Annotated in this window: 17 protein-coding genes; 6 read left to right on the top strand and 11 right to left on the bottom strand. The window is 43.8% G+C overall.

Going from position 1 to position 24,283, the window contains the following annotated elements; translation table 11 throughout:
- Window positions 1-30 precede the first annotated feature (30 nt).
- Entirely contained in the window at window positions 31-288 is a 258-nt protein-coding gene (locus DKT73_RS08995) for a GIY-YIG nuclease family protein (protein ID WP_111638348.1), read from the top strand.
- A gap of 81 nt (window positions 289-369) precedes the next feature.
- On the top strand, window positions 370-759 hold the full coding sequence (locus DKT73_RS08990) for a VOC family protein (protein WP_111638225.1): 390 nt from the start codon (window positions 370-372) through the stop codon (window positions 757-759).
- Between the two features lie 21 nt (window positions 760-780).
- On the opposite strand, the gene DKT73_RS08985 is transcribed toward DKT73_RS08990, so the two are convergent.
- The 5 genes from DKT73_RS08985 to DKT73_RS08965 form a co-directional block, all read right to left on the bottom strand.
- Entirely contained in the window at window positions 781-2,739 is a 1,959-nt protein-coding gene (locus tag DKT73_RS08985; protein ID WP_111638224.1) for a RecQ family ATP-dependent DNA helicase, read from the bottom strand.
- Window positions 2,736-3,722: a serine/threonine protein kinase gene (locus tag DKT73_RS08980; RefSeq protein WP_111638223.1), complete on the bottom strand. Its 987-nt coding sequence runs from the start codon at window positions 3,720-3,722 to the stop codon at window positions 2,736-2,738. Before DKT73_RS08980 ends, DKT73_RS08985 begins: the two co-directional genes overlap by 4 nt.
- Window positions 3,723-3,779: 57 nt before the next feature.
- Window positions 3,780-5,045, bottom strand: coding sequence for a response regulator (locus DKT73_RS08975; protein ID WP_111638222.1), 1,266 nt, complete (start codon window positions 5,043-5,045; stop codon window positions 3,780-3,782).
- Between the two features lie 320 nt (window positions 5,046-5,365).
- Window positions 5,366-6,619: a response regulator gene (locus DKT73_RS08970; protein WP_232827828.1), complete on the bottom strand. Its 1,254-nt coding sequence runs from the start codon at window positions 6,617-6,619 to the stop codon at window positions 5,366-5,368.
- Between the two features lie 163 nt (window positions 6,620-6,782).
- Window positions 6,783-7,433: a 2OG-Fe dioxygenase family protein gene (locus DKT73_RS08965; RefSeq protein WP_111638221.1), complete on the bottom strand. Its 651-nt coding sequence runs from the start codon at window positions 7,431-7,433 to the stop codon at window positions 6,783-6,785.
- A gap of 295 nt (window positions 7,434-7,728) precedes the next feature.
- On the opposite strand from DKT73_RS08965, the gene DKT73_RS08960 reads away from it, so the two are divergent.
- A complete protein-coding gene (locus DKT73_RS08960) occupies window positions 7,729-9,294 on the top strand; it encodes a methyl-accepting chemotaxis protein (RefSeq protein ID WP_111638220.1) in 1,566 nt (521 codons plus the stop codon).
- Between the two features lie 28 nt (window positions 9,295-9,322).
- Here the strand turns inward: DKT73_RS08960 and glgX are convergent, their stop codons facing one another.
- The 4 genes from glgX to DKT73_RS08940 form a co-directional block, all read right to left on the bottom strand.
- A complete protein-coding gene (gene glgX / locus DKT73_RS08955) occupies window positions 9,323-11,362 on the bottom strand; it encodes a glycogen debranching protein GlgX (protein ID WP_111638219.1) in 2,040 nt (679 codons plus the stop codon).
- Between the two features lie 46 nt (window positions 11,363-11,408).
- The gene (gene glgB / locus DKT73_RS08950; RefSeq protein WP_111638218.1) at window positions 11,409-13,604 is read right to left on the bottom strand and encodes a 1,4-alpha-glucan branching protein GlgB; all 2,196 of its coding nucleotides are present in this window, start codon (window positions 13,602-13,604) and stop codon (window positions 11,409-11,411) included.
- A 26-nt stretch (window positions 13,605-13,630) separates the two neighbouring features.
- Window positions 13,631-16,756: a phosphorylase b kinase regulatory subunit alpha/beta gene (locus DKT73_RS08945; protein ID WP_111638217.1), complete on the bottom strand. Its 3,126-nt coding sequence runs from the start codon at window positions 16,754-16,756 to the stop codon at window positions 13,631-13,633.
- A 345-nt stretch (window positions 16,757-17,101) separates the two neighbouring features.
- On the bottom strand, window positions 17,102-18,715 hold the full coding sequence (locus tag DKT73_RS08940) for a methyl-accepting chemotaxis protein (RefSeq protein ID WP_111638216.1): 1,614 nt from the start codon (window positions 18,713-18,715) through the stop codon (window positions 17,102-17,104).
- Window positions 18,716-18,952: 237 nt separating this feature from the next.
- On the opposite strand from DKT73_RS08940, the gene DKT73_RS08935 reads away from it, so the two are divergent.
- Window positions 18,953-19,387, top strand: coding sequence for a YqaA family protein (locus DKT73_RS08935; protein WP_111638215.1), 435 nt, complete (start codon window positions 18,953-18,955; stop codon window positions 19,385-19,387).
- Window positions 19,388-19,513: 126 nt separating this feature from the next.
- Window positions 19,514-20,203, top strand: coding sequence for an SPOR domain-containing protein (locus DKT73_RS08930; protein ID WP_111638214.1), 690 nt, complete (start codon window positions 19,514-19,516; stop codon window positions 20,201-20,203).
- 192 nt (window positions 20,204-20,395) lie between these two features.
- Here the strand turns inward: DKT73_RS08930 and DKT73_RS08925 are convergent, their stop codons facing one another.
- Entirely contained in the window at window positions 20,396-21,748 is a 1,353-nt protein-coding gene (locus DKT73_RS08925; protein ID WP_111638213.1) for a YdgA family protein, read from the bottom strand.
- A 139-nt stretch (window positions 21,749-21,887) separates the two neighbouring features.
- Here DKT73_RS08925 and DKT73_RS08920 point away from each other — a divergent pair, with 139 nt between their 5' ends.
- A complete protein-coding gene (locus tag DKT73_RS08920) occupies window positions 21,888-22,571 on the top strand; it encodes a hypothetical protein (protein ID WP_111638212.1) in 684 nt (227 codons plus the stop codon).
- A gap of 63 nt (window positions 22,572-22,634) precedes the next feature.
- Here the strand turns inward: DKT73_RS08920 and DKT73_RS08915 are convergent, their stop codons facing one another.
- Complete coding sequence (locus tag DKT73_RS08915) at window positions 22,635-24,248, bottom strand: NAD(P)/FAD-dependent oxidoreductase (RefSeq protein WP_111638346.1); 1,614 nt, start codon at window positions 24,246-24,248, stop codon at window positions 22,635-22,637.
- Window positions 24,249-24,283 lie beyond the last annotated feature (35 nt).

Below are 24,283 nucleotides of genomic sequence, written 5' to 3'. Positions count from 1 at the left end.
CTTTTAAGAGAAAGTGAGTGGAGTCTTTATATGATAAAGACTCGTTTAAATACGCTTTACACAGGCATTAGTACGGATGTTGATCGTCGCTTCAAAGAACACTCTGGTGTCAGTAAGCGGGCCGCTCGCTATCTCAAAGGTAAGGGCCCATTGGAACTAGTGTGGCAGCAACCAGTAGGTTCAAAAAGTGAGGCGCTGGTACTGGAATATCAAGTAAAAAAGCTGAACAGACGTCAAAAGCAGAATCTTATTGACGGTGAAATGGCGCTGAAATCATTGTTGGATTAGGCATTAACACTTGTCATTGAAAGCAATCATTCGTAGCATGACAGGGTTTAATAATCGCTCAAACCATAGGGGAAGGGAGTCATGATTCAACGTTTTGATCACATTGTTTTGACTGTAGCGAACATAGAGAGAGCGGTCACTTTTTATGAAAGGGTTTTAAAAATGGAACCTATTACGTTTGGTGAAGGCCGCAGAGCCGTTCGTTTTGGTCAGCAAAAAATCAATTTTCAATTGCTTGGTCAAGAATTGCGCAATCATGCTATGGAAGGGTCTGGTGATGTTTGTCTGATTACGAGCTGGGCAATTGATAAGGTAATGGCTCATTTAAAAGCCTGCAAAGTGACTATTTTAGAAGGCCCCGTTACAAAATCTGGTGCTTTGGGGCCTATCCAATCCGTTTATTTTAATGATCCAGATAACAATCTCATTGAAGTGAGCGTATACAAAGAAAACAGCAGTACCGATTCTTAGTGCCTTTGGAATGTGTCAGCGTCAATTAGAAAGGTGCTGTTTAACGGCGTTTAATACGCTTAAATAACCTTGTTCCTCATACACACCGAACCCGCTTAGCTGGCGGGCTTTTATCTTGGTGAAGATAGGTTGTGTTAATCCAGTCAAGAAACGCGTTATTAACACGGCGGTAATGGGTGTGGTTGGGCTTTTCTTTTTAATATGCTGAACACATTCCTGAACATATTGCGCTAGGTTCTTCTGCCACTCTCGGTCATTGTTTGTCGTTGACGGCTGAAAAATGAGAACATTTCCTCGACAAACTGAGCAGTGTCCGCAATGCTCTGGCGAATTCTGATCCCCAAAATAACGTGCCAGATTGTGATTTAGGCAGCGATCTAGTTGAAAGAAACGAATCATGGTGGCGAGGCGTTCAATCTCTGCACTTTGTTTTTCTTCAACATAGTGCTGTAATTGGTTTGCCAATATTGGATGATGAAAGTGATCAGGGTGTGTTTGGAACACCTCGGTAAGCGCCTTACTTTCCAGTGTGAGAACGTGTTGGTCGGCAGCAAACTCTAAGATTTGCAAAACGTCGCTTCGAGTTAAACCCGCTTCATTAAATAGCTTTTCAAAATGGGGGGTCCCCCAGATTTTTTTGTACTGAATGCCTTTTAATATGGCCTGATAGCCGGCTTGCCATTGATTGGGTATTTGGCTAGCAAAAGCATTTCTATCGCCTTCCCATTTTAAGCGAACATCGGCGTAATAGCTGTATTTTGGGGTAATCGCGCCGCACAGTTCAAGTTGAACTAAAAGGGTTTTCAATGGCAGAGCGCGTATGTTCGTGTGCTGTGATAACCCGTACCCTTGCATTTCCCATTCGTTTTCATGGTCTTGTTCGACGGTTTGCGTTGCAATGTAATGCAGTAAGCTCTCGATTTCATGAGCTTCTGGTGTATCACCATAGACGAAGTTTTCTAAGGTGCTTAATCCTTCCAAGCTAGCAAGCAGTACACAACGGCTGGGGTTGTTGTCACGGCCCGCACGGCCGATTTCTTGACTATAGTTTTCAATGGACTTGGGCAGGTCAAAGTGTACCACGAGCCGAATATCGGCTTTGTCTATCCCCATGCCAAAGGCAATAGTGGCAACGATAATACGGGTTTTGCTCGCCATAAAATCTGATTGGATGGCGCTGCGAATCTCGCTGTCTAAACCCGCATGATAGGCGATGGCTGAGTAGCCGTCAGCTTGAAGTGCATGAGCAACTTCTTCGGCGGTTTTTTGTTGAGTGACATAAACAATACTCGCACCTTGGGTTTCATTGAGAATATTTTTTAAGGCGTTTAGCTTGTTATGGTTTTGTACTGGAATTAGATCAATGTCTAAGTTGTGTCGATAAAAGCCCGTTTGCACTATATGTTCGGGAAAAATAGCAAATTTTTGTGCCATATCTCGTTGTACTCGACGAGTTGCCGTAGCGGTTAACAGCAAGACCAATGGAATGGCGAGTTCTTGTTGATATGACGGTAATTTTAAATAGTCTGGTCGAAAGTTATGCCCCCACTCAGAAATACAATGAGCTTCATCTACTACGAGCATGGAAATGGGAATGTGTTTTATAAAGCGTCGAAAACGCTCGTTTTTAAAACGTTCAACCGAAATCATTAAAATTTTGATGGTGCCGCTGCGTACGCCCGACATGACCGCTTGGCTTTCTTCTTTGCTCTGACTAGAGTCAAGACAAGCCGCTGGAATGCCTTTGGTATTTAAAAATGCCAATTGATCGTGCATTAAGGCAATTAAGGGTGAGATGACCAATGTTAAATGGGGGAGTTGGGTCGCTGTAAATTGATAACACAGGGATTTTCCGGAGCCTGTCGGAAACACCGCAAGCGAGGAGTGTCCTGCGAGCAATTGTTCTATTGTTTGTTGTTGTCCTTCTCGGAATTCGTTGAAACCAAATACATTATGCAGTCCTTGCGCTAATGATATCATTTAGACATTTCTCCCCATTCTAGTTCACAGTTTTTCAGTTCATTAAGATGGTTTGTCCAGTACTCCTCACTGCCAAACCATGCGAAAGCCTTATTAAACGCTGGGTCATCCCAACGACTTTGTAACCAAGCCGCGTAGCTGATCACACGCGTACTTTTGAAAACATCTATTAAACTGAGTTCTCTTCTATCGAAGGGTAAATAGGTCTCATACCCTTCAATTATTTCACTCAACTGCTGTTGTGGATTTTCTGTTTGAGTGATGTGTAACCATAAATCTTGCACAGCGACGCCGTTTTGGCAATCGTCAAAGTCTAACAAATGAAATTGTTCATTGTGTAGCATCAGATTGCTGCGATGGCTATCGCCATGTATAGGTCGTAAAGATACTGGCCAGTATGCGTTTATCGTAGCTTGGCTCATATCGCGCAATTTGGCGATTTGCTGTTTGTAAATAGGCTTGAGTTTTTCAGGTAGCTGGCATTTTGTAGAAAAAGTATTCCCTACAAGAATCTGGTTGGCGGCGTTATCTATTTGCGTTAAAGGGTAAACTGTAATGCGCTCTAGAAAAGGTGATGACATGGTATGGTGTAACTGACCAATTAGCTCACCAAGCTGATACAGCTGATCCAAATTATCCGCTTCAGGATGCTGTCCAATTAACCGAGGAGACAAGCAAAAGAACATGCTGTTATGACGCAATACACTGTCGCCGTTAAATTCCAATGGAGCGACAACAGGTACCCCTGCCGCTTTTAACGTTAGTAGTGTTTGATGCTCTTCTCGAATTTGTGCTTCTGTCCAGCGTTCTGGGCGGTAAAATTTAGCAATGACAGGTGTGCCATCTTCAATGCCGATTTGATAGACACGATTTTCATAGCTGTTAAGTGGGTAAATACGCGAGTCACTCCACAATCCGGTGGATTCGACTGCGTCTAAAATGGCATCTGGCACTAAGGTCGAAAAAGAATGGGTAGCCGTCATAGTCTGCTGCTCTGGCGTAATAAAAAATGAGCGCATGACGATAACGGTGTCGCAGGATTATAGCAAGCCGAGGCGCTTTTTAAGCGTATACTTTTGAGCATCACTGAGTGGGGAAGCATGCCCAGATTTAATCAATCGATTCCACTGTTTCCAAGATTTAATGGCTTCACCTAGGTGGTCACGAGTTAGGTATTGTTGTATCTCCGCGCGGAAAGAGTTGGACACGGCCGCTGGATTGCCTTTTCCGAATGTACGTAGGCGAATGAGAGTACGTTTAAATTTATCGGCTAATTTTGAGTTATCTGCGCTGCTTGCCATCATGTTTGTTAAGCATTTTAAATAGTCGTAGTAGAACTCGACTTTTTCATTGCTGGTTTCTCGCGTTAGGCGAATGACCCGAGAGTAGGCTTGTTCAGCGCAGGGCCAATCTTCTAGCCGCATGCTTATCTGTGCAAGTCTAAGGGCTCTTTCATATGATCGGGGCGACACTTCCAAGACACTTAGCATTGCGGACTGAGCGGCTTCTAAATTGCCTAGACTTTCTTGTGCGTCAGCAAGTAGATCGTAAGCGGATAAAAAGTGTCGGCTTAAGCTGATGGTGTGTTCGAATTTTTTTATCGCCGCAGCGATCGTGCCAAGTTTTAACTCACACAAGGCGATACCAAAATGCGCCCAAGCCAAATTTTTGCTTTTTTGAGTGATCAGCATATAGTGGCTTTTTGCATCCTTGTAGCGACCCCGAGCATAGAGTGACTCACCAATGACTTTTAGGCATTGGCTCGCAAAATGCGGATATTGCACCATGACGGATTTAGCTTGAGATTCCATGGTCTCAAAATCGTTTATTTTTCGTGCGTTGTTTATACTCTCAAAAGTTTTCTTTTGCGTTTCGACCCGCTCAAAGCGGCGAAAAAAAGCAGCTGGGGGAAAGGGTTTCACCAAATAACTATCAGGTTGATATTCCAACACACTGACCACACTTTCGTAAGCGGTGTCAGCCGTAATCATAATGAAAATAGTGGAGTGATCTTGTGAATAGTTTTTACGAGAGGTCTCTAGAATTTGCTGACCATCTATGGTTCCACCTAAATTATAATCGGATAACACCACATCATAACGCTTTTCCAAAATGCGTTTTATAGCGGCCTGACCAGAGGGTTCTACATCAATATCGGAATAGCCCATTGATGTCATTAAGGATTTGAGCATCAATCGCATTTCACCAATATCTTCAATGATTAATACCCGTTTTTTGCTGGTATTTATCAGCTTTCGCTGAACGTCATTGGTGTTTTCAACGCCTAGAATGATTGCATCTGTCAAAGGGACTACCTGACTCTAATAAGCTCTGATTAAATCTGATTTTCCATTTATATCATTTGAGAAATTAAAAAACTTATAGTTATCGTAAATTATCGTTTTAATTTGTATTGATTTTAAAATTTTCCTTTTAAATCAGTATATTATGTTTTTTTAAAATTGTTACAGAATGTAATTGTATTTTTTATACATCACAATGAGGAGCGAAGCAAGCTGAGCTTTTTTCGTTAAGTTGTGTTCTTTGCGGTACCATTTTTTATAAACGAAGCTTCTTTAAAGTGACGTGCCGAAGCGCAAAAGAATATGTCTTTTGCGCTTGCGAATCAAAACAGTCCCAGTCGCTTTTTTAGTGTCAATTCTTGCTGATGAGTCATCGATGAGGCCTTCCCAGACAATATTAATTGTTTCCATTGTTTCCACGATTTTATAGCATCATTTTTTCGTTCTCTGTGAAGATGTTGCTGAACTTCGACACGAAAAGAGTTTGAAACAACAACAGGATCGTCTTTTCCTAACATGCGTAACCTTGTTAAAGAGCGTTGGAGTTTCTCAGTTGTTTGTGGTGTTGGTTCCTCATTTTCTTGCAATGCGATCAGGCATTTAAGGTGATCGTAATAAAATTCTATTTTTTCGTGCTGAGTATCCCTAGTTAAACGAATCACTCTTGAATAGGCTTGTTCTGCCGTTTGCCAGTCTTTTAGCTTTACGCTGATTTTTCCCAATCTTTTTGTTCTGGCCAGCGAGCGTGGCGTGATCTCTAGACTTGCTAAGATTGCCTTTTGAGCGGCTTTAAGATTGTTTAATTTTTCTTGCGCGTTAGCAAGTTCATCATAAGCTGGTAAAAAGTGGCGACTGATGCTGATGGTTCTTTCTAAGCTTTTCACTGCAGAAAGTGGTTGATCTAGACAGAGATCTGCCTGCGCGACACCAAAGTGTGCCCAAGACGTTTCTTGGTTATTTTTGAGTACGCGCATGTAATGGATTTTGGCCGCTTTATAGTCTTTTCTGCTGAGCAGGGATTCTCCAATCGCTTTTAGACATAAACTGATGTATTGAGGGTGTTGGGCCATTATGGCTTTGGCTTTGCTTTCCATTGCCTCAAAATCCAGATTGCTGCGATGCTCATCTACTTCGGAAAAGATGCTTTTTTGCAGTTTTATACGGCTCAATCGACGATACAGGGTGGCAGGAGTAAAAGGTTTGACCATGTAGCTGTCAGGGTGGTGTTCGATGGCACTGACTACGCTGTCGTAGCCTGTATCCGCAGTAATCATGATGAAAATAGTCGTGTGAGCAAGAATATTATTTTTCCGAGCAATCTCTAAAACTTGTTGGCCGTTAATCCGGCCACCAAGGTTGTAATCAGACAATATAATATCAAAGTGCTTAGCGGCGATACGCTTTAGCGCGCTCTGTCCTGATGCTTCCACTTCTATATTTGTATAGCCTAATGAGAGCATCATGGATCTCAACATTAGGCGCATTTCGTTCATGTCTTCAATGATCAATACGGACTTTTTACTAAGATTTTCCGTACTGTTTCTATCTTTTTCCGGTGTGGTATACGTCTTTGTCACGAAGGTCTTTCCTTGTTGACTCACAGAGTTGGTACAAAAAATTACAAATGTTTACATTTGTGCTTTATACCACGTATCCTGCTTTCCTCCATAATGCTTTTTGATTGATTTAACAAGGAAAATAAGCGTAAACCAGAGTGTTGCGTTTGCTTCGCCAGCGTTGTTAATGCACTAAATTTGCCGTAAGCACAAAAATGTCCATGTAACCTTGCTCACCATCCCTCGGCTTTATAGGCTGTGCACTGTGGAAAAATCTACGGTCATTCAAGACAACAAATTCGCCTTTATCGAAATCATGACTGATCAGGGCTGGGCTATTTTTATCGAGGTGAACATTGATGTGGCCACCATCGATATTATGTCGCTGCATTACGTAAATACCTATGCGATCAAAGCCATCTTGGTGAACGCCTTCCGGGGCGACTTCAACACTTTTATGATCTGCAAAGATTCGCAATTGATGGACTTCAATGGGGGTATTGTCGGCGACATTAGCCATTGTTTGAAAATGCTCAAACAGTTCTACGAAAGCAGGGTCGTTGACTATTTTATCGTCGATCTCTTCATAACGGCGCACAACGTTGCCTTGGAAATGATTAATGCTTTCGTCTTGAACAAACGCCTGAGACGGCAAACGCTTAATCCTATTTTGAGTGACGGTAAAACGTGAATAACGACGTAATCGAAAGGCGCCATCGGCATAGGGGTTAGGAGGAAGGTGGTCAAAAGAAGGAGTAAGGTGCTTAACGCTGTCTGCGGTTAATTGACCTAATTCTAGATAAAAAGGCGCTGGCGTGGTTTTGTTGACGATCATGATGTTGTCCTCAATGTCTTCATCGGCAGATTGTGCGCGATGATGTGATTATTTTTATAACACCTTTTGAGTGCTCTTTGAGTTTAGCTGTATTTTGATAAAAAGTGCTACATTTATAGTGTGATTATCTGAACAGGACGAGGCGGGAAAGGGCTTTTAAATAACCAAGGGGCGTTATATCAAGTTTTTGTCAATGTTATACAACTTTAGTCGTAGGCTTCTTGTTTTAAATTGATCTTTCGCAGGCATCGTTCAACACTAGCAAAAAAATAATAGTCAATAAAAGGGAAGACTGATGTTTTATCTCCGCTTAGGTAGTGTTTTAGGACTGTTTGCACTCTTTTTTTTGGGGTACGAGCAAGATGGTATTTCCTCTCCTTATCTTATTGCCGGATTATTGCTAAGCAGTGTCCTTGGTGTCTTGTTGCTATTGCAAACAAAACACTTGTCTCAAACGCCTAAGTTTGCGGCAGAATCCGATTTAACCGAGGCGTTTTCCGACGTCAGTAAAACGGTCACTCGTGCTACCTCTAAGATGGCGATGGGAGCGGCAGAGGTCTCGCATTTTGTGGACACGCTTAGCAAGGACATTCACCTTACCCGTGACGACAGCCAGCAAATTACACAAGCGGTTGGAACGCTTTCAGACACAGGATTGACTCTTTCAAATCATTTGGGGCAATTAGCTCAGACCATGAGTGTGACGGCCAAATCCAGTCAGACAGCACAGCGTGCGCTTTCACAGAGTGCGGAGCAAATCAATCAGCTCACACAAAAGGTACAGACTGCCAGTCAACAATTAGCGTTATTAACCCAAAGTGCCGATGATATTGACAGTATTACGGCGGTGATTAAAGGGGTGTCTGAACAGACCAATTTACTGGCATTAAATGCCGCTATTGAGGCCGCTCGGGCTGGTGAGCAGGGTAGGGGCTTTGCTGTCGTGGCGGATGAAGTTCGCGCATTAGCTGGTAAAAGTGCTCATGCATCGGAGCAAATCTCAAGCTTGTTAGCGGACGTACGTCGCAACAGTGAACTGACAAATCATGAAATGGCAGCGCTACAAGAGTTAACTGAATCCTTGTCCAATACCTTGCTGGGGGAAACTCAGCGTTTCCTCTCGTTAACAGAAGAGGTTCAAAATGCGTCCATGGTGTTGTCCGAAGTGGAACAAGCAGGGGAAGATCTAGGCACGACAAGTACGCAAATTAATGGTTCTATTTCACGCATTAGTCAGTCTTTACAGGATATTTCTGAACGCAGTGACCGCCTTTCAAAAGAAGCTGCTCATCTGAGTAAGGGGACGGAAGTGGTGTTTAGAGAGTTAGATAAAGTCGATCAGTCGTTGTTTTTCTCAGAATTACTTAGCGTCGGCAAGGCGTCTGCTCAAGCAATAGGTCACTTATTTGAAGACGCCATTGCTAGTGGCGAGCTGACTCAACAAGCGGTTTTTTCCACTGATTATCAACCGATACCAGGAACAAAACCTCAAAAATTTACGACGCCTTATGACAAATTTAGCGATCGCACCTTTCCTGCTATCCAAGAAGCCGTGCTAGAAAATCATAAAGAAGTCATGTTTGCTGGGGCGGTGGATATAAATGGCTATTTTCCAACTCATAATAAGAAATTCAGCCAGCCGCTCACGGGAAACTACGACAAAGATTTACTCAGTAACCGAACTAAACGAATATTTAACGACGCCACAGGGCGCCGTTGTGGCGCTCATACAGATTCTTTTCTGTTGCAAACCTACAAACGGGATACTGGCGAAATTCTACATGATCTTTCCGTGCCAATTTTTGTCAACGGTAAGCACTGGGGTGGGTTTCGAATGGGATTCAAATCCACTGCCGAGTGAATTTGAATCCAGACTTTTTGCATGATGGTTAAAATTGACCGACAAAGACTCCTCGGTAAGCGCAATAAAGTGCGCCATCCTTTATAGATAAGCCAGGCGTTTGGTAAAGCGGTTTTATTGAGTGGCTTTCTGCTGGAAATGCCACGTTGAGCGGCGTGTCGTCACTGTAAAAAACAATCCAAAAACGGCTAGACAGATCCGCTGGTATTAGAGTGAAGGCAATGAAATGTCGGCTGCCATCGGCCCAATTCTCTATTGTCATTGCTTCGCTTTGCTCATTAAGCCACTGAATTTTATCTGGGGTTGTGTGCTGATAAAGAGGATCATCCTCTAGACGAATTTCGGCCAATATTGGGTAGGTTTTGCGCAATGTCATTAAAGTAGAAAGGGTATTCTGAATGGCGTCTCTCGCAAGGCGTGTTTCCTTGTCTATATCCTGCCAAATTTGCCATGTCATGTCGTTGTCTTGGCAATAGGCGTTGTTATTGCCTTGTTGGCTATGGGATAGCTCATCCCCCCCTAGAATATGTGGTGTGCCTTGGCTCAATAGCAGTGTCGCCATAAAGCAAAGTTGCTGATTAAGGCGCTGTTGTTGAATATTTATGTCGTCGGTGTCGCCTTCTGTACCAAAATTTTGGCTAAGGTTGTTGCTGTGTCCATCACGGTTTTCTTCCATGTTGGCAAGATTATGGCGTTGGTGATAGGACACCAAATCTTTCATGGTGTAGCCGTCATGGTAAGTTATGTAATTGACTGAGGTAAGGGCGTTCTTTTGCCCTTTATGGAATAAGTCTCTCGAACCTAAAAGGCGTGTTGCAAACTCAGGCACCATACCTTTGTCTCCACGCCAAAAACGGCGAATGGTATCGCGATATTGATCGTTACATTCCAGAAAACCTCTAGGAAATTGCCCAACTTGATAGCCATTTGGGCCAATATCCCATGGTTCCATAACAAGACAAGTTTCACTTAAAATAGGGTCTTGAAGAATGGCTTGCAGCAAAGGGGCCTTGGCTGAAAAGTCGTGATCGGTGCGACCAAGGTCGACGCCCAAATCAAAACGAAAGCCATCTACGCCCATTACTTCTACCCAATAACGCATGCTGTCGCAAATAAGGCGAATGCTGTTTGGGTTGTAAGTGTCAATGCAGTTTCCACATCCTGTGTAATTCAAATATTGGCCATCTTGGTGTCGATAATAGTGAGCATTGTCTAGGCCTCGAAAACAGACGCTCGAGTGATCTAGTTCGCTTTCTGCTGTGTGGTTATAGACGACGTCTAGAATGACCTCAAATCCCGCTTCTTTTAGCCCATTGACCATTTGCTGAAACTCTACAACGGCGTCTTGTTTGGCGTAGGATGGTTCAGGCGCGAAAAAATGGATTGGGTTGTAACCCCAATAATTATTGAGCCCTAGTAACTCCAAATGACGTTCGGTCATAAAGCTAAAACAAGGCATTAATTGGATCGTGGTGATGTTAAGGCTTTTTAGATGCTCGATGCCGACGGCAGAAATAACGCCAAGGTAAGTGCCTCTAATGGCTTCGTCAATGGGAAGGTTCTTACTAAATCCTTTTACGTGCAGTTCATACAACGCGCGGCTAGAAGGTGTTACTTTGACTCTTGGTGGGCGTTTCGGGCTGGCTGTTACGCGGCGAACAATGGATTTCGGCACGCAATAAGCCGAGTCTGTGGTGTGGCGTTGACCCTCTTTGGTCATCGCTGATTGATCTTCATGCCAGACAAGCTTGTCACTAAGATCTTTGGCGTAAGGGTCTATCAGTAACTTATGTTTATTAAAAAGTCGCTGCTGTTGTGGATTGAATTCGCCATCAGCGCGTAAACCATAGTGCTGACCCTCTTTGAGGCCAAGAACTTCCATGTACCAGATGCCTTTGTGTTTATTGATAAAAGGCAGCGGTTCTTGTTCTTGCCCCTCTTGATCAAACAAACATAAATACAGCTGGCTGGCGTCCTCGGAGACGACTGCGAAATTAACACCGTTGTCGGTCACGGTCGCACCTAGAGGAAAAGAAGAGCCATTGGAAATTGGGTACGTTTGGTTCATTAGTGCCTCTAGCTGCTGTGATCGTTACTGTCTAGTGTGTAGAAGGTTAGGGTTTATCAAGCCATTTTAACAAAACGCCAGCAAGTGGCGGGACTTGTAGCTCAATGCTCTGTTCGCGACCATGACTGGCGACGGTTTGGGTCTTGTATTCTTTGATCTTGGCATAGCCACTCCCCGTATAGTCTTTATCATCCGTGTCCATGAGAATCGCATAACGGCCTGTTTTGGGTACGCCGATGCGATAGCGACCATGAGGCGTTGGTGTAAAGTTAATGACGGCAATCACATGTTCGTCGCTGTCTTTGGCTTTACGAGCAAAAGCCAAAATACTATTTGCATTGTCATCGTAGCTGATCCATTCAAAGCCTTGATAGGAATGATCATACTGTAAGCATGGCTCGTTTTTATAAAGATGGTTTAGGTCTTTTGATAAAGTTTGTTGGGCTTTGTGAAAGTCGGTTTCTAATAAATGCCAATCCAAAGATCGCTCATGACTCCATTCTTGACCTTGTGCAAATTCATTGCCCATAAAGTTGAGCTTTTTACCCGGGTGGAAGTACATATAGGCAGAGAAAGCACGTAAGTTGGCGAATTTTTGCCAAGCATCACCTGGCATCTTGGTAATCATGGAGCCCTTTCCGTGGACGACCTCATCGTGAGAAATCGGTAATACAAATTGCTCGTCAAAGGCGTACACCATACTAAAGCTGAGTTCGCCTTGATGATGCTGACGATAAATCGGATCACGTTTGATATAAGCAAGCGAGTCGTTCATCCAGCCCATATTCCATTTGAAACCAAAGCCTAGACCATTCATATAAGTCGGCTTGGACACACCCGGAAAAGCGGTGGATTCTTCGGCCACAGTGAAACAGCGTGGGTGATTCAAGTAAACGGTTTCGTTTAAGCGACGCAAGAAATCGATGGCTTCGTAATTATGGTTGCCGCCGTCCTTGTTTGGAATCCATTCACCGTCTTCGCGAGAATAATCCAAATACAGCATAGAGGCCACTGCATCCACACGAAGACCATCTATGTGGAATTCTTCTAACCAATATACCGCATTACTAATGAGGTAATTCACTACATGATCTTTACCAAAGTCGTAAATGAGCGAGTTCCATTCAGGGTGCCAGCCTTTTTTCGGGTCTGGGTATTCGTATTGCTTTGAACCATCAAAGTTTGCTAACCCATGACTGTCCGCAGGGAAATGCGCTGGAACCCAATCCATAATGACGCCAATGTTGGCCTGATGGAGTGCATCAACTAGGGCTTTAAAGTCTTCTGGTGTGCCGAAGCGCGACGTTACCGCATACAGGCCTACAGGTTGATAGCCCCATGAACCATCAAACGGGTATTCCGTAATAGGCAGTAGCTCGACATGGGTGTAACCCATTTCAATCATGTATGGCACCAGCTGGTCTTTGATCTCTAAATAAGTCAGAGGCTGGTTGTCTGCCTTGCGACGCCATGAGCCAATGTGCAATTCATAAATGCTCATGGGTTGTTCGTAGAGGTCTTCAATAGGGCGCTTAACCCAAGCATCGTCCTGCCATTGATGTTTGTCATCAAAACACGTCACGCTAGCGAAAGACGGATATTGCTCAATGCGCTGGGCATAAGGATCACTTCGATGAGGCAAGAGATCACCCGCGTTTGAGCGGATTTCGAATTTATAACGCGCACCATGGTTAACATCCGGAATGAAGAGGCGCCAGATACCGTCACCGTTGCTTGACATAGGGTGAATACGACCGTCCCAAGCATTAAAATCGCCGACCACAGACACGGAACGCGCTGCTGGCGCGTAAACTGCAAAACGAGTGCCTTGAATCGTCAGTTGATCGTTTACTTTTGCACTTGCCCGTATTGCCCCTTGGCTTTTGTAAAGGTTCGCTTGGTGGTGATCAGGATCCACAAAGGTAGTATTTGGGAATTGGTATGGATCGACCAGTGTATAAGTGCTTTTATCTTTGTAAGTTATTTCAAGTCGATAGTGGAAACGAGTACTTTCTTTTGGCCATGCCGCGTAAAACATGCCCTTGTCTTCTGTTTCCTTCATTGTGGCCAGTACTTTGTCTGAGTCGATGGCCAATACGCGAATAGAAACCGCTTCGGGTTGCCAAACAAGCAGTGACAAGCCTTTTTTAGAAGGGGATGATTGAAGTCCTAAACAGCCAAATGGGTCTGAGCAGCAAGTGCTCAATACATCATTAATTAGGGCATTTTTTATTAAATCCATTCACTTCTCCAGCATGAGTGAGCGTGTTAACTCAATGAGTGTTGGTGCTGATGACTGTGAAGTTTGCTCACGGCCCAACGCAAATATTGATTGACTTTATTTGGTGTTATTTGGGCGAAGTCATCCAGTGCCGCTTCCGCCCAGTTTTCTTCTACATGCTCTGCTTGGTGTTGTCTAGCATGGTCAAGCGCCGCTTTTGATACCAAAACAGGCAGATTAATTTCTTGTTCAAACTTACAGTGTTTGTGCTGTTTGCAGAACTGTATGAAGGCATATAAGCCTTCAAAAATAAGACTTTTATACCAACTTGGATGAATGTCTGAGGTTAAAGACTCAATCAACAAGGCAAAAGTATCTTCTCCTGGCGTCATGGAGCTCAGCGCGCGTTTACAATCCAGAGCGGTATTGCTTTTTAAGTCACCAAACACAATGGTGTTTGCATGGCTTAAACTGTCCCAAAGTTGCAGCAGCATGGACTCGGGTAGCTTAGTGATCATACCCTGCTCAGAACGCCAGTCAAACCAGTCTACGTCTTTCATCTTGCTTTGTGCGTCAGTACTGTTGTGATAACGCATGTTGTTTGCCACATGAGCAAACTCGTCGTGCTTTTGTTGCAGCACTTGTTTGAGAGATTCGTAAAGCTTGCTTGGTGACACACCGGACAAGGTTTCAAAAACAGGTGCATCATCTTCTGGGTCAAATTGACGTGCACACAACATTGCTAAGTTGTGAATGCGTATCGTGCGAACGCCAGAGAAGAACTCAGGATGAACCTTAATCAAGGTGCCAGCGATAGCAATGAGTTCATGACAAATAACCAGGCCAATCGGCGAAGATGAAACGCTTCTCAGCATCTCCAGAATAACGTCTTGGTGTAAAGGCGAACTGATGTCTATCTCTGTTTCCGGCGTTTCACCAATAACGAGCAAACGCTGACGCACCGTGATATCGGCAATATAAGTGGCGAGATCCGTAGTAGGTTTTAAAATCAGAGAATACAGTTGTCGAGCACTGTGCCAATTCTCAGAAAGTAAGGCTTGCAGATACACACTGTTCAACACTTTATAGGCCGTAACCGCTGGTGTGGAACCGGGAATAGTGTTCATTAACGCACGACGACTGCCCAATTCCATTAGGCAAGCAATGGCTTCGTTAATGCCTGGCTGTTCGTTGAAGCGAGTCAGTAAGCTATCTGTTTCGGCGTTTTTGATCGCTTGTAGATCAAAGGCTTTTGGTTTAGCGGACAGTGGCCAAGGTGTATCATGAATCGGCAGTTTGGCACCCAGCTGATTATGGTCCACAGCATTGATCATGATGGTACGACGGTTACCCGATTTAAACGCGTTTTTAGCCGATTGTGGAATGACACGAAACTCTTCGTGTTCGCGTTTTTGCAACAAGCGAATGAACTCAAACAGTTCGTCACTGCCTTTCATGTCACTGATCGCTTCGTCAATCAGTATGCTAAAAACCGCATTGGCTTGGTAATACCAATGGTCTGCAATGTTTTTTAATTCGTTACGAATGTGTGCTTGGAACAGTGCTGGGTCAATTTTTCGATAATCTTTGTCTTCGTTCTGAATCCAGGACAAACACAAGTAGCTTTCGTTGTTTATGCTGAAGGCTTGGGACGTCGCTAAACTGTTTAATGCACGGTTTGGTCGTCCGGTTAAGCCTAGGGTCTCAGAAGCCCCGAGATGTCGATAGGTAGCAACGAGCTGTTCAGCACTGATGGCTTTCAGTGGTAAAATATCCTCGAGGGTTTGGCATAGACAACCCGCATCAAGAAGTTTTTGTTTCACTTTATCATTTTGGGCCAAGATAACCATGGAGGTCGTGGCTTTGTGGGGTTTGTATTGAACGCGGTGTAAGCCCAGCGGATCAAGGTCATCGGTTTTGATTAGCTCTTCGTCGAGCATTTTCCCCACTAAAAACAGACTCTGTGCCCACACTAATGGGAGATTGTCATTGGGAACACGTTTTTGAGACCCCGGTTTTTCTTTTTCGGCCAGAATATTTTCTTGTGGCACATAGTAGAGTTCGGGAAGCAGCATTTGACCGTCTTTTTCGACCATTAGAGACTCTAGTTTGTGTCGATAAAAGTTAGCGCTTTCCCAGTCACGGGCAAACAATCGGTCAATATAAAGATACGTGAAGAACAACGGCCATTCAGACTCTATGTGTTCAAAATTAATCAGTTCATTGTACTCATAGTAGATTCGGCTTTGATCTTCTAACTCCGACTGATGTCCGTCTAATAAGAAACGTTTACAGCCATATTCGCCGCCCAGCTTGTTGATGATTTCTTTGCGAGTGCGTTTGACGAGCTTTTCATCGTTAACGGCAAATGCTGGAAAGCCAATGATGCTGAGGATCGCGCTGTCGACTTCTTTAGAACGCGATTCTTTAGGTAATAGAGACTGCAATACTGAACCAGCACGGGCAACCGCATCAGCAAAAGAGTGGACAACAGCCCATTCTGGACCCTCTTCGCCAAATAGGTTTAATCCATCCAATGCTTCCATGGCGGCTTTTGCCATACCCACAGAGCTGGCATTGATTTCGGCTTTGCCGTTATTGACTTTGTTGCCGCGTTCCCAAATACCGTAATCGGGTGTTCGATAGGTACGAGAAATATAATAAATAAGATTTTGGATGAAGTTAAATTCGTCACGGGAAAAGATCAACTTGCTGCCCGCTTTGGTCATTTGTGCCAGCATCAATAAATAAAAGCTGGTGGCATCAATTTGCAAATGCCCCCACGCGTCGTCTGCCACGGCTTCAAGGCCCGTTTTGGTGTCGTATTTGGCGTGCAAAGCGTCTTTAGGGTCCAAACTATGCTTAAATGCTTCCACTTTGTGGGATTGACGCATCATGGCAAAGAGCAGGCCACGCATCATCTTAATACAAGCAAACTCTAGCTCGTGAGCACGTTTTTGTGGATTGGAGGCACGCTTATAAGCTAAATGTAATGCCCAGACAGCTTGAATGCTGTAAACGTTATCTCGTACCCATGCGTCTGTGTAATTGCCATGATTGTTGATGCTGGTGCTGGCAGGGAAGAGTCCTGTGACTGGATGTTGGCGGGACAGAATGACCGCTTGAATGTGTTGATAAAGGGAATCTAGCTTATCTTGTGTATCAGACGCCATGTTTGATCCTTTGTGTTCGAGACTTGTTGCTTAATTTACCTTGGTTTTCATTTACCGTTAAAACCACTATACCCAAACATAATGGGAGTCTCCAAGAAGTTAAAGTAGTAAAGAGTCTTCTTTTTGACTTAATTTTTAAAAACACGCTTTTTTTCATGAAATCAGACGTCTATGCACATATTCAGAGCATAGATTGAGGCTTAAGTTTGATTTAAGAACATTGATCCCTTCACTTTTATGAAAGGAGATAGGTTTGCATTCTGTGAAAATCTAGAATCACCATGGTTCAGCACTGGCAGGGTGATTCTAGGTTGTGTGGCTACAAAGCAACAATATGAGAGAAAACTAGGTGCTAAACTGATGAACTAACTGACGTAGTCGGCTGGCGCATTCTTGTAGATTATTGACTGAGGTCTGAATGTCTGTCGAGTTATGGTTGGTTTCTTCACAGACATTGGCAATGCTGTCTAGTGTCTGGTGAACCGTTTGAGAAGACGCGTATTGACGATCTGCGGCTTGGCTAATATTGCTGTTCAATTTAGATATTGATAAAACACCGTTTGCAATTTCCGTAAAAGCTTGGCCGGCTTGTGACGTTTGCTCTGCACCTTGATTCGCCGTGTTGCGAGCTGATTCCATGACTTCTACTGTGGTCAGTGTTTGTTGCGTTAATTGATCGATAAGCCCACCAATTTCCGTTGCTGCAAGCTGTGAACGCTGGGCCAGATGACGGACCTCGTCTGCGACAACGGCAAACCCTCGTCCTTGCTCTCCTGCACGAGCGGCTTCTATGGCCGCATTGAGTGCTAATAAATTGGTTTGGTCAGCGACTTCTGCAATGATGCCTAAACGTTCGTTAATATGCGTCACGTCTTCGCGCAATTTTTGTATTTGCTGTGCAGCATCGCCGACTTCAATGGAGAGCTGTTGAATGTCTTGGTTGGCTTTGTTCATAACGCCAAGACCTTGCTTGGAGTGTTGTCCAAGTTCTTGTGTGGTGGTATTTGCTCGTTCCGCAATGGCCAGCGTTTCTTCCACAGACGTCATCACACTTTGCATCAGTTCAGCGGCTTTGCTGGTGTGAGACAATTGCTTCGCAACGCCTTGGGCGGTTTTATTCGTCGATTTATTAGTTTGTTCTACTATGCTGTCTAACGTTTCACTGGAGTGGCTAACGTTGCGAACAATCGATTGGAAATCGTTCATCATGCTGTTAAAAGCACGAGCCATTTCGCCCATTTCATCTAGGCCACTGAATTCAACGCGTTGAGTAAGATCACCGGAATGTTGAACCGATGTCATGGTTTTACACAGTGAAGTGACTCGACTGGTGACTAAATGAATAATGTAGAGCGCGGTGCCACCGACTAACACAGTTAAAACGCCGACTAAAATGGCATAGTCTACTAATGCTCTTAAGAAAAAGCTCATCACAGCGTCCATTGATGCGGTAGCGACGATAGTGATATTCCAAGGGGTGAAGGTTGAGACACTGGCAATCATTCTATGGGCAATGCCATCATTGCCTTGATACTCAAACTCAGTAGACTGATACTTCTTTTTATCCAACAAAGAGGTTGTGTTTAGCGCTCCGCTAAGAGAGTTAGGGAGAGTACTGCTTTGATAAGTGGTTGGTGCGTTCATCAAAGTGCGATTATTTTTGTCAATGATCCACAGTTCTTGCTGGTCACCATAGGTGAGATTCGATAGAAGAGTGATGCCTTGTTGTTTTGCTTGTTCGGCTGTCAGTTCGCCTGATTGTTGCTGTTGGTAAATCGTGGACAGTGTTGTGTTGGCGATGTCTAAAATATCTTGTGTGCGATCTTTTCGGGCATCAACGTGACTGTTAAATAAAGAGGTCAGAGATACGAGAATAAGTGCCGTGGTTCCCATGGACATCAGACCAATAATGGCCCACAACTTATAACGAATTTTTATATCATTGATGCGATCCAGCATGTCGCCTCCGTTTAGATGTTTTGGCATTATTGAATAGTGTTTATATACATTAATCAACTCAGTCGTTATTTAATGTATTAGGCAAAAAAGAATCGGTTGTTTTGTTTGTGTAAAAGTTCAGCACTATTTCTAGAGTAAATGTTTTTCTAGACATTGCCTAGTCTATAAAAATGAGTTATGTCATTGTTTTTTGATTTAGTGAATAAATTTTTCTTATAAATTAGGTATAGAGACGCATTGTTGGATTATTTTTTTGTTTTTATGGTTTCCTTTTTATCGGCTACCATCTTGCCTTTGGGATCTGAAGGTTTGTTGCTTTACTATGCTAATGATGCCTTGCTGTCAGTGTTTTTTTTGTGGTTTTGGGCCAGCTTAGGTAATACATTAGGGGGCGTGACAAATTGGTGGCTGGGGCGTTATTTAGTTCGATATGAGCACAAAAAATGGTTTCCAGTAAGCGCCAACGCTCGGCAAAAAGCAGAACGATTTTTTAATCGCTATGGTGTTTGGAGCTTATTATTTACTTGGCTTCCTGTTGTTGGTGATGGGATTGCTTTAGTATCAGGCGTATTGCGAACGCCTCTTAGGTATTTTTTACCGTTAGTTTTAGTTGGCAAAGCGGCACGTTATGCCTTAATTTTGTGGGGGCAACACTTATTTCTGACTATATAGAAGGGCTGAGAGCTGGTACGCAGGCGAGTGCGTTCTTTTGTTTAAGAATGAGACAAATCGTCTACTTCGTACTTTGGTCAGAGTCGTAAGTGAAAACTCTTAATGACGTACATGGAGATGAGAATAATGGAAATATCCAAAAAGCTAGTCGTTGTTATGGCTGGATTATCACTAGGTGCTTGTTCATCTATGGACGAAAAGAATACTTTTATGACCTATACGGACTTGCAAGATAAGGTTCGTATGCATGAAGAACAGTGGCAAACTGTGCAGCCAAAGCTGGACCGCATTGACGAGTTGGAAGCTGAAATTGCAGCCTTAAAGCAAGGTAAGCCATTGGCATCAAAAACCAATGTTAGAGCAAATAATAGCGTTAATAACAGTATGACGACCGATGAAAGTTTTATGGGAGAAAGTGTTTCAGCGGTAAATGTTGCACCTATGGTTGTGCCGACACCTTTTGATGATTCTACTTCGTCAGCGGAAAGTATGTCGATGGATCAAGAGGCTATGCCGCTTACTTCGTCTAGAGCGACAGGAGATGGGCAAGACTATGGCGTTCAAGTCGCTTCTTATGGCAACCCTGATGAGGCGGCTCGTGGTTGGCGAGTGCTTTTAAAATCATATCCAACATCTTTTGATGGTTTAGTGCCGTTAGTGAACCAAAAAACTGTAAATGGTCGTACCATGTACCAATTAAAAGTGGGACCATTTGTCAATAAATCCTTTAGCGCCGATTTTTGTAGAATGCTCAAAGAAAGTGGCAGAGATTGCTTGCTAACGGAATACAACGGGGACGCTATCCCAAATAGCTAAACAGATTTCAATGACACATTTGTGTGGTCATGTTGATCGGTTTGTTGCTGGGGTACTTTCTATCGTATTCCATTGATGGCATTAGAACGTGAACTGATATTGCAGTTTGATATGAAAAAAGGCGCGTCTTGTTTCTGCTGGGCAGAACATAAGAGGCGCCTTTTTGTTTCACGTAATGAATTCTTTTAGACGTTACATCAAGGGAAAGCTGAGATCAAATACCTTACCTTGACCATTTTCTATGTGGATCTCACTTTTGTATTTAGTGTTCTCTAACCGAATAAGGCCTTGTTGTACTAAGCCCTCAACAAGCATCAATGCTTGCTGCTTTACTTCCGGCGCATTCAGCGGTGCACGCATTTGACTGGCGATAAAGCGTTCCGTTAGTTTGCTCACTAGGCGCTGATCTGCTTCTATTTCTGCCATGACTATGGTGTTGTATAACCAAAATTCCGGTGTCGTCAGTGCTTCTATTGTAGGAGTGCTGATGTCCGCTAATGTACTTGTTAGCGTTGCATTAAAGCGGCCTTCAGGAAAACTCGCACTGAATTTTGGTATATTAAATTCTGGTTTTGCGGCCAGCAATTCATCTAGGTTTTCTTGCATGAAAACCAATAATGTCTCATAGGTCTCATCAAATGAGGGATTTTCCGTTGAGAAAGTATCAAAGAAGTTTTTATAATCAATAAAGAACTGGTTGTTAAGATTATCCAGTTCCGTTATTAAAATAAGATCGTTGGCTTTAAAACTGCCAGAGATAATCTCGTTAATAAGGTAACTGACTTCTATATGGCCGAGCTGAGTTACTGGGTTTAAATTAGATCCCATTTCAATATTTAGTCCAGAAAGTTGGGTGTCAGTGCCCATACTAAGTGTATTCAAACTAAAATCGGTGGTGCTGTCGTAGAAGCCGCCCTGCATAATCGTCTCTAGGCTGGCATTCAGTTCTACTGACACATAAAAACCTTCGGCTTTTAATGGTGAATAAGCATCAACAACGTGAATACTTTCCAAGTTACCTTCATAACTGAAACCTGAAGTGGTCAGTTCCCCCTGGCCACTGTAACCGCTAAATTGGAAGGTGTTGTCTATGTTGCTAAAGGGAGGAACCTTGTCTGCGACATTTATGTTCCCCATAAAGCGACCCAAAACAGACAGTTGATAGAGTGGGGTGCTTTCATCCCAATTTAAAGCCTTCCTTTGCTCGTTGCCTTCAATCTTAATCGTCGTTGCATAAAGGCCGAACAACCCTTGGTTAGAAAACAACAAGGGGCCATAATGCGTATCGAGCACAAGCTCAATGTCAATATTTTGAGCTTGCAGAGATGGGTCCACTTGAGCCATGTCCAAAGTGAACAAGACTTTATTCTCAGAGCCGAACCAAGCCAAATCCGTGGAAATAATTTCGGCCGAGTAGCCAGGCGTTTTATTAATTTTACCAATTAGCCCAACGACGGTTTCTTGATGTTTTGGTGCAATAAACTTGGGGGCAATCAGGCAAGCAGCGACAAGTATGAAAACCAGTACAGCAAGGGTCTTTTTCACTAGAAGTTCCTTTTCATTGAATGGATTTTAGGAGCGCGTATATTACAGGCTAAGCGCAGTGAAATAAAGGATACATCGCCATCGTAAATCCGTATTCTTTACCTAATAATCTCATTATTTTATAAAGGCTTAATATCGTATGGTTTTTGAAGAATATGTTCAGTCACTGGAAGCATTTCCGCATCAGGCATCATTATCGCTCACAGAGACTTTCGACGCAGTGTGTGCAGCCCAAGACGATCTTATTGCTAAGATAGTCGAGAAGGGGGCCACGATTGCGGGTTGGAAAATTGTCGACAAAGACGAGGTGATTATCCTTTCTCCTATTTTTGATTTTCAGGTATTTGCTAACCTGGGCGACAGCATTGCTCATCATGCGTGCCGCGGGACCGAATTGGAAATCGCCTTTCAACTTACTGTGCCAAGCAAGACGGATGAGGTCAATCCGCTCGTTGCTGAGTTGTTACCTCGTGCCGCCGTTGAACTGATTCGACCAGCGATTCACCCGACCAATCATTCTGCCTGTGACTTCTATTTTAATTACGGAGTGTTCGTATCATCAAAAGCCGTGTCAGGCGAACTGGTGTTTGAAGGCGGCAGTCAAGGTTATGTCTTCAAGGCGGATGTGGCGTCACTGCTCGAAGCCAAGAAAGAAGTGGTCAAAAAAGGCATACTCCAATGTATTCAACGCGGTTATGGCAATACAGACTATTTTTTTATTACTGGCACGTTAAATGGGTTAGTGCCAGCGGCCGAGTCTTTAGGGGTGAATCGCGTGATAAACCAAGGCGAAGTGCTTGTGCAGTTTAGTCTAGTACCATAAAAACAGGCATGTTGATTGAAAAAAAACGGGAAGATTAGCGTATCAATCTTCCCGTTTTTTATCTCAATTTGCAGCTTTACTATTGATGCTCAATGCCATGGCTTCGGCGATTTTGATGCCGTCGATAGCGGCAGACATGATGCCGCCAGCGTAGCCTGCGCCTTCTCCCGCTGGGTATAAGCCTTTGGTGTTGATGCTTTCTAGGCTGTCGTTATCACGTTTGATATTGATCGGTGCTGAGGTACGTGTTTCTACTCCGGTTAACAGAGCATCGTCGAAGGCAAAGCCTTTGATTTTTCTGTTAAAGGCAGGAATGGCTTCGCGGATGGCTTCGATACAAAAATCTGGCAAGGCATCGGCAAGGTTGGTGAGTTTAATGCCAGGCTTGAAAGATGGTTCTACTGTACCGAGTTTTTCTGGTGTTTCATTACGCAAAAAGGCACCTACGGTTTGCGCGGGCGCATCGTAATTGCTGCCACCTAGCTCATAAGCAAGGCTTTCTAGTTTGCGTTGGAATTCGATGCCAGCGAGTGGTCCACCCGGATAATCGGAAGGATCAATGCCTACCACGATAGCGCTGTTGGCGTTACGTTCGTTACGAGAATATTGGCTCATGCCGTTGGTCACGACGCGATGCTCTTCAGAGGTCGCAGCCACGACAGTGCCACCTGGGCACATACAGAAGCTGTAAACCGAACGCCCATTTTTACAATGGTGAACCAGTTTGTAATCAGCAGCACCAAGAATTTCATTGCCGGCATTGGGGCCAAAGCGGGCTTTATCGATAGCAGACTGCTCGTGTTCGATACGAAAGCCAACGGAAAAAGGTTTGGCTTCGATGTATACGCCTTTGTTGTGTAGCATCTCGAACGTATCACGAGCACTGTGGCCAATGGCGATAGCAATGTGTTTTGAATAGAGTTTTTCACCGTCTGCTAATGTCACACCGGTGATTTGCCCGTTTTCAATGTGCAGATCGTCGACACGGCAGCTAAAACGAATTTCGCCACCAAGTTCTATAATCTGCGCGCGCATTTTTTCGACCATGGCAACCAGTTTAAAGGTACCTATGTGTGGTTTGCTCACGTAGAGGATTTCGTCTGGTGCACCTGCCGCAACAAATTCATTCAGCACTTTTCGGCTGTATTGTTTTGGGTCTTTGACTTGGCTGTAGAGCTTACCGTCAGAGAAGGTGCCTGCTCCGCCTTCACCAAATTGCACGTTGGATTCGGTATTGAGGATTTTTTTGCGCCAGAAACCAAAGGTATCTTTGGTGCGTTCGCGAACTTCTTTCCCACGTTCAAGTACGATGGGCTTGTAACCCATCTGAGCCAAAACCAAAGCCGCTAATAAACCACAAGGACCAAAGCCAATCACGATAGGACGCTCTGTCAGAGTAGCCGGTGCCTGCGCAACCGGATGATAGTCTAGATCAGGGGCGATTTTAATCTGTTGATGATCGGCAAATTGGCTTAATAGTGCTTGATCGCAGGTGGTTTCAACATCGATAGTGTAGATGAGAAAAATATTGGTTTTTTTTCTGGCATCGTAACCACGGCGAAAGACAGTAAAGCGAACAAGTTTTTCAGCTGAAATGTTCAGCAAGGACAAAATGGCGTTTTCTATCGCGTCGGCGTCATGATCAAGAGGAAGTTGGATATTGGACAGTCGTATCATAGGAATCAATTGTATAAATGCTGGGTAAATGGCTA

It is taken from the genome of Marinomonas shanghaiensis, assembly GCF_003259175.1.
In the GTDB taxonomy this organism is placed as follows: domain Bacteria; phylum Pseudomonadota; class Gammaproteobacteria; order Pseudomonadales; family Marinomonadaceae; genus Marinomonas; species Marinomonas shanghaiensis.
This window is presented reverse-complemented; position numbering and strand designations above follow the sequence as displayed.